The organism is Legionella brunensis, assembly GCF_001467025.1.
Lineage (GTDB): Bacteria > Pseudomonadota > Gammaproteobacteria > Legionellales > Legionellaceae > Tatlockia > Tatlockia brunensis.
In genome coordinates this window covers 40,696-52,241 of the sequence record NZ_LNXV01000036.1, presented here as the reverse complement: position 1 = coordinate 52,241, position 11,546 = coordinate 40,696, and the positions used below count along the sequence as shown (strand labels likewise).

Genomic DNA, 11,546 nt, shown 5'->3' with positions numbered 1-11,546 from the left:
TGGGGTATGTCCCCTAACTTTTTTATGAGGTATAGATAACATGCTTTACTGGTTAACGCAGCTATTACAAGGACAGTACCATGCGTTTCGAGTGTTCCAATATTTGACATTCCGCTCTATTTTGGCGGCATTAACGGCTTTACTCGTCGGTCTTTTTTGTGGCCCTGTTATGATTCGGTGGCTACGAAATTTACAAATTGGCCAAATGGTTCGAGACGATGGGCCAAAGACACATCTTTCAAAAGCAGGCACACCTACAATGGGTGGGGTATTGATCCTGTTGGCTATTATTGTAAGTAGTTTATTGTGGGGTGATCTAAAGCAGCCTGCTTTATGGTTAGTATTAATAGTAATGACTGGTTTTGGTTTGATCGGTTGGGTTGATGATTATCGTAAACTTGTTCGTAAAAATAGTAAGGGTTTGCCAGGGAAATGGAAATATTTTTGGCAATCCGTAATTGCTCTTGTTGCTGTACTTTATCTTTATTGCAATGCAGAAATTCCGGTACAAACACAATTAACTGTTCCGTTTTTTAAAGATTTATTCATTAACCTGGGGCCTTTCTTTGCTGTTCTAGCCTATTTTGTGATAGTAGGGAGCAGTAATGCAGTGAATTTGACAGATGGCTTAGATGGCTTGGCTATCATGCCTATCGTGATGGTGGCTGGTGCATTGGGGATTTTTGCCTATGCGAGTTCCAACGCTATTTATGCTCATTATTTAGCAATTCCTTTTGTGCCTAATACTGGTGAGTTAACTATTTTTTGTTCAGCAATGGTTGGTGCTGGTCTTGGTTTCCTCTGGTATAACAGTTACCCTGCTCAAGTATTTATGGGAGATGTTGGGTCTTTAGCCCTTGGGGCCGCTTTAGGAATGGTTGCTGTAATCGTTAGACAAGAGCTAGTACTTTTAATTATGGGTGGTTTATTTGTTATTGAGACCGTGTCTGTCATTTTGCAAGTGGGATATTTTAAATACACTGGTGGTAAGCGCTTATTCCGTATGGCACCGCTACATCATCATTTTGAATTAAAAGGATGGTCTGAGCCAAAAGTGATTGTGCGTTTTTGGATTCTGACAGTAGTATTTGTGCTCTGCGGTTTGGCAACCTTAAAACTACGTTAGGTGCAATTATGAGCCAATCACTTTATTTGGTCGCAGGATTAGGGAAAACAGGGCATTCTATCGCTGGTTATTTGCGTCGACGTAATCAACCTTTTGTAGTTTTCGACACTCGTAAAGAAGTAGCGGGTTTAGCTGAGTTTACTGCCGAATTTCCTGGCGTTGATGTTTTTTTAGGCGAATTGCCGCTCACGATTTATCAACAATTAGCGGGGATCATCACTAGTCCAGGAGTTTCTCTGGATGAACCCTTTTTACAGCAGGCTTTTAAATTAAACATCCCCGTGTTTGGGGATATTGAATGCCTGGCTCGGGAAATCCGGGGGCCCGTAATTGCTATTACAGGAACCAATGGTAAATCAACGGTAACAACCTTGGTTGGTGAAATGGCTAAAGTAGCCGGTTTGTCGGTTGCTGTTGCAGGTAATATTGGCTTACCCGTACTAGATTTGCTAGATGATGAACATCATTATGACTTATGGGTATTGGAACTATCTAGTTTCCAATTGGATTTAACGCATTCACTTAAATCAACCGCGGCAACTATCTTAAATCTTTCCCCTGATCATTTAGATAGGCATCATACATTCGAAGCTTATGTCGCCTCAAAGCAGCGAATTTATCGAAATGCGCAATTTCTTTTATACAATCGTCAAGACAAAGAGACATATCCGGCGTCAGAATTTGCTCAGATCAATGGAATTAGTTATGGTTTAGATAAACCCGCTGCTTCTCAATGGGGGATTGTTGAGAAAAATGGCGTTAACTATCTTGCTTATGGTGACCATTGCTTTTTAGCAGTAGATAAGCTTCGCATTAAAGGTAAACACAATTGGGAGAATGCTTTAGCCGCATGTGCTTTAGCTAAAGCTGCAGGAATAGAGTTTAAATCAATGATTAGTGTCCTTGAGTCCTTCAAGGGGCTTCCCCATCGTTGCCAGTGGGTCCGAACTTTGGACAAGGTTGACTGGATAAATGATTCTAAGGGAACCAACATTGGCGCAACTATTTCTGCTATTTCGGGAATAGGAGGTTCCATGCAAGGAAAAATTGTATTAATTGCTGGTGGTCAAGGAAAGGGGGCGGATTTTAATGAGTTACGCTCACCAGTTGCGGATTATGTTCGCTCTGTGATCTTAATTGGCGAAGATGCTGACAAGATTGAAGCAGCCCTTGCCAGTATAGTGCCGACTGTACGAGCTCCCACGCTAGATGGCGCAGTGGTGCTTGCCAAAGAGCAGGCAATGCCTGGGGATGTAGTCTTATTATCTCCTGCCTGTGCAAGTCTTGATATGTTCCGAGATTTTAATCATCGAGGAGAAGTATTCACTAATTTAGTAGGTAAATTGTGAGTACGATGCATCCTAGACACTATAATATGCATGGCAAACCCACCCATAAGCCCATTGCTCTTTATGACAAATGGCTGATGGGGGCTGTGCTTGGTTTATTGATTATAGGCTTAATGATGGTTGCCTCTAGTTCAGTAATGATTTCAACAAAATATTACCATCAGCCATTCCATTTTTTGATTAGGCAATCTTGTTACCTTTTCGCCGGCTTTTTAGCGGCGCTGGCTGTTATGCGTATAGATAGTAATGTGTGGGAAAAAATGAGTGTGCCTTTGCTGCTCATTTGTTTACTGATGTTACTAATTGTTTTAATTCCAGGGGTTGGGCGAATAGTCAATGGCTCCAGACGTTGGCTAGCATTAGGTCCTATTGGCATTCAAGTATCAGAATTGGCCAAGCTGACGATGATTTTTTATGTTTCTGGCTATTTGGTGCGCCAACAAGAAAGTGTGCGGTACTCTATCTTGGGTTTTATTAAGCCGATGATCATTTTGGGTTTAGTTTCCGTATTGTTGCTTATGGAACCTGATTTCGGGGCGACAGTGGTTATTTCTGGCACCGTCATGGCACTTTTATTTTTAGCAGGTGTCAGGCTTCGTTATTATGTCGGATTATTAATTATTGTTATTTGCTGCCTAGCTATGCTTGCGTTTTCATCACCTTATCGTGTCGCGCGATTAACTGCTTTTTTAGATCCTTGGGCTGATCAATTTAATAGTGGTTATCAATTAACACAATCTCTTATTGCTTTTGGCCGAGGGGGATGGTTAGGCGTGGGGTTAGGAGACAGCGTGCAAAAACTATTTTATTTACCGGAAGCCCATACCGATTTTTTATTCGCAGTGTTAGCTGAAGAATTAGGCTTAATTGGCGTACTGTTGGTATTAATCTTGTATAGTATATTAGTAACAAGAGGAATGATTATAGGCTTTACAGCCTATAATCAGGAACGTATGTTTGCTGCCTTTACGGCTTATGGTTTGACCTTTTGGTTAGGGTTACAAGCAGCCATTAATATGGGCGTCAACTCGGGATTGCTGCCAACAAAGGGATTAACGCTGCCAATGTTAAGTTATGGTGGTGCCAGTATGGTAGTTAATTGTGTGGTGGTCGCACTGTTATTGCGCATTGATCATGAAAATCGTTGGCAAGCTTTAGGATTAAGATCGCCAACCTAAGTAAACCGTTTGAGAGGATAAGTATTAATCAGGATTTTAAATAAAGATGAAATACTTATCTCATAATAAAGGGGAATTTTGTGAATAACATAGGGCAGTTTCTATCACCAAGGATGGGTCGAGTAGAACAAATTCATTTCGTGGGAATTGGTGGGGCAGGAATGTGTGGTATAGCCGAAGTGCTACATAACCAAGGTTATCGCATTACGGGTTCCGATCTTAGTGAAAGTCGTACTGTACAACGACTGCAATCCTTAGGGATCAAGGTTCAAATAGGGCACCGTGTTGAAAATATTGTTGGTGCAGATGTCGTTGTACGCTCAACGGCAGTTAGTGCCGATAATCCAGAAATTATTGCTGCTAATGAACAATTAATTCCCATTATTCCTCGTGCAGCTATGCTTGCTGAGTTAATGCGATTCCGCCATGGTATCGCTATTGCTGGTACCCATGGAAAAACAACAACGACAAGTTTGGTAAGCAGTTTATTGGCAGAGGGTGGCCTTGACCCAAGCTTTGTTATTGGTGGTAAATTAAATAGTTGTGGATCCAATGCACAATTGGGCAAGTCTGCCTATTTTGTTGCGGAGGCAGATGAAAGCGATGCCTCATTTTTATTCCTAAAACCGATGATGGCTGTGGTGACTAATATCGATGCTGATCATATGGGTACTTATGATGATAACTTTGATAAATTACGTAATACCTTTATTGAGTTCCTACATCACCTTCCATTTTATGGTTTAGCTGTACTCTGTATTGAAGATGCCGAAGTGAATGGAATCTTGCCCTTTGTTCAACGACCCACCCGAACCTATGGGTTTCGTGAAGAAGCTCATTACCGTGCTTTGAATTGGACACAAAATGGGTTACTAAGCGAATTTACAGTACAAAGACCTGCACCCTATAAACCGTTAAATATTAAATTTCAATGGCCTGGCCGTCATAATGTTTTAAATGCTCTGGCTGCAATTGCAATAGCTACGGAATTGGGGGTTGATGATGAGTCTATCATCAATGGCCTGTTGAAATTCCAGGGTGTTGGTCGACGTTTTCAAATGCTTGGCGAAAGGCAATTTGAGCGTGGCTCTGCTATCGTCGTTGACGATTATGGTCATCATCCACAAGAAATCAGGTCAACGATTGATGCGTTTCGACGTGTTTGGCCAGATAAGCGTTTAGTCCATGTATTTCAACCGCATCGTTATAGCCGTACGCAATCTTTATTTAATCAATTTGTTGATGCGTTAAGTTTATCTGACGAGTTGCTTTTAATGGATATATATTCAGCAGGTGAGCAGGCTATTCCTGGTTTAAGTAGCGAAATTTTACTGCAGCAAATCAGCCAGAATCAGCCCAATGCGCGATTAGTAAATGATAAAAATCTTACGCAAATCTTGGATGAATTAATTACAACAGATGATAGTGTTATTTTGATGCAGGGAGCCGGCAATATTGGTCAGTTGGCGCTTAATTTAATGCAGACTTCAGTGCGAGAATCAGCGTGAGTACCTTAAATAAAGAGGGTGCAGTTGCTTATCAAGGTCAATTGCTCATTGATGAGCCGTTGGCTGATTACACCACTTGGCGAGTTGGAGGTGTGGCGAACAAATTATATAAGCCTGCTAGTATCCCTGATCTAGCGCTTTTTCTTAAACAGTTGCCTAAAGATGAGCCTTTATTGTGGTTGGGTTTGGGAAGTAATTCCTTAATTCGGGATAAGGGCTTTGTCGGGACCGTTATTCTCACTCAGGGTTGCTTAAAAGAAATTAAACTAATCGGCGAAGATCTTGTTCATGTTGAAGCAGGGGTGTCCTGTGCTACGATGGCTAGATTCTGTGCTCGGGCTAATTTAGCAGGTGCCGAGTTTTGGGCTGGGATTCCAGGCACAATGGGTGGTGCTTTACGGATGAATGCTGGCTGTTTTGGTGGTGAAACTTGGCAGTCTGTGATTGAAGTGGAAACGATAACGCGTCAGGGTGAATTGCGAGTACGCAAACCCGAAGAGTTTGAGATAGCATATCGTCATGTTGCTGGTTTGCAAGACGAATGGTTCGTAGCCGCTACTTGCCGTTTAGTCAAAGGGGAGAAAGAAAAATCCCTGCGACTTATTAAAGAGTTGCTAGCTCATCGAGCAAATACGCAACCCACAAATGAATACAATTGTGGCTCTGTTTTTAGAAACCCCCCTGGTAATTTTGCCGCTCGCCTAATTGAGTCTTGTGGGCTTAAGGGAAAGAAAGTAGGGGGAGCCATGGTTTCGGAAAAACATGCCAATTTTATTATTAACCAAAATGGTACTGCATTGGCTAGTGATATTGAATCATTGATTGAATTAGTGCGTAATACTGTGCATCAGGAGACTAGTGTTGAGCTAATTCGCGAAGTGCATATCATCGGAGACCTTTAATGTCTACATTGATCAACCTTGTATTACTTTATGGCGGAAAATCTGGAGAGCACGAAGTTTCATTAATTTCTGCAGCTTCTGTATTAAGGGAGCTGGATACCAGTAAATATAATATTATTCCTGTAGGTATGGATAAAGAGGGAAAGTTTTATTTAAACGATTACGAGGAATTAAAAGCTTTTAAGGACAGCTTACCGGTCAAGGCAACTCGCTCATGTCCTTTAGCAAGTTTATTGGTAGAAGGGCGGCTTGCAATTGATGCGGACGTTGTTTTTCCGATAGCGCACGGTCCTCTTTATGAAGATGGTTGCATACAAGGGTTATTAGAATTAGCCGGTGTTGCTTATGTTGGTTGTGATGTCTTGACCTCTGCAATTGGGATGGATAAAGATGTTGCTAGACGACTTGCATGCACTGAGACGATTCAATCGGCGCGCTATCGCATGTTGTCATGGTTTACTACCCCTGTTGAAAGACAGCAGTTTTGTCATCAAATCGCTACAGAATTTGGTTGGCCGCTATTTGTCAAGCCTTGTTCACTTGGTTCAAGTGTCGGCATTCATAAAGCAAAAAATATGGCTGAGTTAATTGCCGCTGTTGAGGATGCATTGCGTTACGATGAAACGATCTTGGTTGAAGAGTTTCTTCCTGGGCGTGAAATTGAATTGGCAGTACTCGAAAACACCTCTCCTTCAGCAGCCCCAAGAGTGAGTTTACCTGGCGAAATTTGTGTACATCATGCTGATGGATTCTATTCTTATACAGCAAAGTATTTGGAAAGTAATCAAACAGAATTACATGCACCTGCCAAGCTTGAAACAAAAGTCGTGAAGCGATTGCAAGCGATAGCGGGAGAAATTTTCACACGATTAAAATGCAAAGGCATGGCTCGGGTCGATTTTTTTGTTAATGATCGTGATGGTAAGATTTATTTTAATGAAATCAATACTATTCCTGGTTTTACTCCCATTAGCATGTATCCAAAATTGTGGCAGGTTAGTGGTTTAGAGTACCCATTACTGTTAGAGGAATTGATTAGTTTGGCAATGATTCATCAACGCTGTCGACAGCAATTGGTGACTGATTATCAGTAAAAGGAAATTAGGTAGCGTAAAGCAATAAGAGCTAATTATGGCAATAGGTGGTGGATAAGTGGATGGGTGCTGATACTGGACGATTACGCTACGCAAGCTTTTTAACAATATTAATTCTTTGCGCTCTTTTTTTAACGGCCAGGTTAGTTTATTTATATCTGGCTGATCCAAAGAAATTCCCTATTAATACTGTCAAAATTGCTGCAAGCTACCACCATATTACTCATAAAGATCTTGAAGTCGTTTTAACTAAATATTTGGATTCAAGTTTTTTTTCAGTACCGGTGGGGAAGCTATATGCCGATCTTATTTCTTTTGATTGGGCAAATCAGGTGCAAATTGAGCGCATCTGGCCAGATACTTTGAAAATCACTTTAGCAGAAAAAATTCCAATAGCTACATGGAACGATGCCATGATGACGGAAGAGGGAGAATTATTTAATAATGGTGGGAGACTGGATTCTTCATTACCTCACCTCAGTGGTCCTGTGAATCAACAGAAGGAAGTCTTACAAGTTTTTAAAAAAATGAGTAAGATATTATCAATATATGGTTTGCATGCAGCTTCATTAGAATGGCGTGATAATCGAGCGTGGGAACTTACTTTAGCTAATGGTGTACAGTTACATTTAGGAAAGCGAGATTTGGAAACACGGATAACCCGATTCTGTAAGGCATATCCTGCTGTTTTTGCAGAAAAATCGGACCAGTTAGCGAGTGTTGATTTACGTTATCCGCGAGGCATGGCAGTGCAATGGAAAAAATAAGCGGGAAGAGAATGGCAAAAAAATTAGAAAAAAATATCATCACTGGGTTGGATATCGGTACTTCTAAAGTAGTGGCTCTTATAGGAGAGGTGACTGCTGATGGTGCTATAGAAATTATAGGTATTGGACGTCACCCTTCTCGTGGATTAAAACGAGGTGTAGTTGTTGATATTGAAGCTACTGTGAATTCTATACAACGAGCGGTTCAGGAAGCCGAGTTGATGGCTGGATGTGAAGTGCGGACCGTTTATGCCGGGATTGCTGGTAGCCATATTCGTAGCCTAAATTCTCACGGAATTGTGGCTATTAAGGATTTAGAAGTTTCACAAGTTGATGTGGAGCGAGTTCTTGATGCAGCAAAAGCAGTAGCAATTCCAGCTGATCAAAAAATTCTTCATATTCTTCCCCAAGAATTTATTATCGATAACCAGGGTAGCATCCGTGAGCCTGTAGGCATGGCTGGTGTTCGCTTGGAAGCTCGAGTTCATATTGTAACCGGGGCAGTTAGTGCTGCTCAAAATATAGCAAAATGTGTTCGTCGATGCGGCTTGGAAGTTAGCGATGTCATTCTTGAACAATTAGCTTCGAGTCATGCAGTACTCACTGAAGATGAAAAAGAGCTCGGAGTCTGTATTATTGACATTGGAGGTGGCACTACTGATATTGCTGTTTTTGCTGAAGGAGCAATTCAATATACGGCAGTAATACCGATTGCAGGTGACCAAGTAACTAATGATATTGCTATGGCACTTCGCACGCCTACAAAGGCTGCTGAAGCCATCAAAGTCAAGTATGCTTGTGCTATGCCCGAGTTATCCAATGCCAGTGAAATGATCGAAGTATTGAGTGTGAATGAAAGGCCTGGGCGAAAAATTTCCAGTAAGGTACTTTCTGATGTTGTTTCAGCACGTTATGAAGAATTGTTTTCTCTGGTTCGTAATGAGCTACGACGTAGTGGATTTGAACAGCGAGTTGCGGCTGGCATGGTAATGACCGGTGGTGGATCCTGTGTCCGTGGTGCTATAGAGTTGGCGGAAATGTGTTTTGAAATGCCCGTTCGTCATGGTTGCGCTCATCATATTTCTGGTTTAGTTGAAGCGACGGTTAATCCTTCCATGGCAACAGGAGTTGGTTTGTTGTTGCACGGCTTTCAACAACAATACGAAGGTGGTTATAATGTAACCACCTTTAGTGATAGTGGCAAAGGAATGTGGGCGCGGATGAAAGAATGGTTTAATGGTAATTTTTAGTAGGTTCAATCCAGATTGATTACAATGATAATTTAGGATAGAACCTCTTTATTGACAGAATTTTTGGGGGAGAGGTCAAATGTTTGAATTAACGGAGAGTCAACTAGACAATGCCGTAATAAAAGTTGTTGGTGTTGGCGGTGGTGGTGGTAATGCAGTTCAACACATGGTCGCTGAAAATATTGATGGTGTTGAGTTTATTTGCGCCAATACTGACGCCCAAGCGCTCAAAAATTCAAATGCTAAGATTCATATTCAGTTAGGTGAGGAGTTAACAAAAGGTCTGGGGGCTGGTGCTAACCCACAAATTGGCCGGGAAGCAGCTGAAGAAGACAGAGGCAGAATTAAAGAGGTTCTAGCTGGCGCTGACATGGTATTTATTACCGCAGGAATGGGCGGAGGAACGGGTACTGGTGCCGCTCCTGTGTTTGCTGAAGTAGCAAAAGAGTTAGGTATTCTTACTGTTGCAGTAGTGACAAAACCATTTTCTTTTGAAGGGAAACAAAGAGCACTGGCTGCTGAGGAAGGAATTCGTCGTTTGGGTGAGCATGTTGATTCATTAATAACCATACCGAACAACAAACTTCTCAGTGTGCTTGGTAAAAATATTAGCCTTTTGAATGCATTCAAAGCCGCTAATAATGTTCTCTTAGGTGCAGTAAAAGGTATTTCTGATTTAATTACCCGCCCAGGCTTAATCAACGTCGATTTTGCCGATGTACGCACTGTTATGTCCGAAATGGGTATGGCAATGATGGGGACTGGTAGCGCTACTGGTGAGCAGAGAGCCCGCCAAGCTGCGGAAGCCGCCATTGCATCACCTCTACTCGAAGATGTCAATTTCTCGGGTGCAAGAGGAATTTTGGTCAATATTACCGCTGGTCTTGATATGTCTATTGGTGAGTTTGAAGAAGTAGGCGATGTAGTCAAAGAGTTTATTTCCGATGATGCAACCGTTGTCGTTGGTACAGTGATTGATCCACAAATGACTGACGAAATGCGTGTTACAGTAATCGTAACAGGTCTTGGCGATCAACGTGGCCGTCATCAGCAACAACAAACGACTATTAGTACAAAAACCCGTATAGCGGAGACAACTCGTAGCGATGGTTCACTGGATTATCAACAATTTGATAGACCAGCTGTGATTCGCAAGCAAGCGGCTGCGGTTGCCGCAAAACCAACTGTTGAATCTTCATCTATACCAGATGTTGATTATTTGGATATCCCAGCCTTTTTACGTCGACAAGAGGAAAATGTTGATTAACCTAAAGGACTTATTGCTGGATATTTTGTAGTATTCAGGCATAACTGATTAGGCAAGCGCTAAAATTATATTGCCTGTATGAGGGTTATGCCTATGCTACAAAAAATTAGACTAATCAGTAAATTGTTGATATGATTTGGTAGTCTATTGCGCTTAAAAATGGGATATCAAGAAGGTGATTACTGAATGATAAAACAAAGAACTCCAAAAAAAGTCATTCAAGCAACAGGTGTAGGTTTGCATTCCGGGGAAAAGGTTCTACTCACTTTGCGTCCCGCTCCCATAAATACTGGCATCATTTTTAGGCGTACCGATTTGAATCCTGTGGTAGAAATCCCAGCCTTATACGATCAGGTTGGCGATACTATGCTTTGTACTTCTTTACAGTGTGGTGGCGTCAAAGTCGCGACAGTTGAGCATTTGCTTTCTGCCTTTGCGGGATTAGGTATTGATAATGCTTATGTTGATATCAATGCGCCTGAACTTCCAATTATGGATGGTAGCGCCGCACCTTTTGTATTCCTGATTCAATCAGCGGGTATCCGTGAGCAAAGTGCTGCAAAACGATTTATCCGTATATTAAAGCCTATTCGTGTTGAAGATAATGGCAAATATGTTCAATTTCTTCCTTATAATGGCTATAGAGTTTCCTTTACTATTGATTTCGATCACCCTGTGTTTAATGATAAACCACAGACCGCAACTTTTGATTTTTCCAGCACTTCTTATGTAAAAGGAGTATGTCGTGCTCGTACTTTCGGCTTCCTTTCGGACTATGAAAAATTGCGAGAAAACGATTTGGCCAAAGGCGGCAGTCTTGATAATGCAATTGTTGTGGATGATTATCGTATTTTAAATGAAGATGGTTTGCGTTTTGATTCCGAATTTGTCACCCACAAGGTATTGGATGCCATTGGAGACTTATATCTTTTAGGCTGTGGATTGATTGGAGCTTTCGAAGGTTATAAATCAGGACATGGCTTGAATAATCGACTTTTACGTGAGTTGATGGTTCGTCAGGATGCTTGGGAATATACCTATTTTGATGCGGAAAATTACCAGCCTACTGTTGCTGCTGATTTTTTACCTGCTGAAGCATAAATAT

At 41.5% G+C, this 11,546-nt stretch carries 10 protein-coding genes; all 10 read left to right on the top strand.

All coding sequences use genetic code 11. The annotated features are described in order from the left end of the window. Window positions 1–40: 40 nt before the first annotated feature. The 10 genes from mraY (at window position 41) to lpxC (ending at window position 11,542) form a co-directional block, all read left to right on the top strand. A complete protein-coding gene (gene mraY, locus Lbru_RS14555; protein WP_058442860.1) occupies window positions 41–1,126 on the top strand; it encodes a phospho-N-acetylmuramoyl-pentapeptide-transferase in 1,086 nt (361 codons plus the stop codon). Between the two features lie 8 nt (window positions 1,127–1,134). Further along, complete coding sequence (murD, locus tag Lbru_RS14550; protein WP_058442859.1) at window positions 1,135–2,475, top strand: UDP-N-acetylmuramoyl-L-alanine--D-glutamate ligase; 1,341 nt, start codon at window positions 1,135–1,137, stop codon at window positions 2,473–2,475. 5 nt (window positions 2,476–2,480) lie between these two features. Next, window positions 2,481–3,653, top strand: a complete 1,173-nt coding sequence (gene ftsW / locus Lbru_RS14545; RefSeq protein ID WP_058443170.1) for a putative lipid II flippase FtsW — start codon at window positions 2,481–2,483, stop codon at window positions 3,651–3,653. 80 nt (window positions 3,654–3,733) lie between these two features. After that, a complete protein-coding gene (gene murC, locus Lbru_RS14540; RefSeq protein ID WP_058442858.1) occupies window positions 3,734–5,161 on the top strand; it encodes a UDP-N-acetylmuramate--L-alanine ligase in 1,428 nt (475 codons plus the stop codon). After that, window positions 5,158–6,063, top strand: coding sequence for a UDP-N-acetylmuramate dehydrogenase (gene murB, locus Lbru_RS14535; protein WP_238583898.1), 906 nt, complete (start codon window positions 5,158–5,160; stop codon window positions 6,061–6,063). The genes murC and murB overlap by 4 nt, the downstream gene beginning before the upstream one ends. Next, entirely contained in the window at window positions 6,063–7,157 is a 1,095-nt protein-coding gene (locus Lbru_RS14530; protein WP_058442856.1) for a D-alanine--D-alanine ligase family protein, read from the top strand. Before murB ends, Lbru_RS14530 begins: the two co-directional genes overlap by 1 nt. Before the next feature lie 62 nt (window positions 7,158–7,219). Further along, window positions 7,220–7,924 (top strand): cell division protein FtsQ/DivIB, encoded by a 705-nt coding sequence (locus tag Lbru_RS14525; RefSeq protein ID WP_058442855.1) that lies wholly within the window; start codon window positions 7,220–7,222, stop codon window positions 7,922–7,924. Window positions 7,925–7,935: 11 nt separating this feature from the next. Further along, window positions 7,936–9,174 (top strand): cell division protein FtsA, encoded by a 1,239-nt coding sequence (gene ftsA / locus Lbru_RS14520; protein ID WP_058443169.1) that lies wholly within the window; start codon window positions 7,936–7,938, stop codon window positions 9,172–9,174. 79 nt (window positions 9,175–9,253) lie between these two features. Next, a complete protein-coding gene (gene ftsZ / locus Lbru_RS14515) occupies window positions 9,254–10,441 on the top strand; it encodes a cell division protein FtsZ (RefSeq protein ID WP_058442854.1) in 1,188 nt (395 codons plus the stop codon). A 186-nt stretch (window positions 10,442–10,627) separates the two neighbouring features. Continuing rightward, a complete protein-coding gene (gene lpxC / locus Lbru_RS14510) occupies window positions 10,628–11,542 on the top strand; it encodes a UDP-3-O-acyl-N-acetylglucosamine deacetylase (RefSeq protein WP_058442853.1) in 915 nt (304 codons plus the stop codon). Window positions 11,543–11,546: the final 4 nt, after the last annotated feature.

Coding starts and splice junctions, on each gene's coding strand:
- ftsZ (WP_058442854.1), top strand. CDS start 9,254: ATGTTTGAATTAACGGAGAGTCAACTAGACAATGCCGTAATAAAAGTT.
- ftsA (WP_058443169.1), top strand. CDS start 7,936: ATGGCAAAAAAATTAGAAAAAAATATCATCACTGGGTTGGATATCGGT.
- ftsW (WP_058443170.1), top strand. CDS start 2,481: ATGCATCCTAGACACTATAATATGCATGGCAAACCCACCCATAAGCCC.
- Lbru_RS14525 (WP_058442855.1), top strand. CDS start 7,220: ATGGGTGCTGATACTGGACGATTACGCTACGCAAGCTTTTTAACAATA.
- lpxC (WP_058442853.1), top strand. CDS start 10,628: ATGATAAAACAAAGAACTCCAAAAAAAGTCATTCAAGCAACAGGTGTA.
- mraY (WP_058442860.1), top strand. CDS start 41: ATGCTTTACTGGTTAACGCAGCTATTACAAGGACAGTACCATGCGTTT.
- murD (WP_058442859.1), top strand. CDS start 1,135: ATGAGCCAATCACTTTATTTGGTCGCAGGATTAGGGAAAACAGGGCAT.
- Lbru_RS14530 (WP_058442856.1), top strand. CDS start 6,063: ATGTCTACATTGATCAACCTTGTATTACTTTATGGCGGAAAATCTGGA.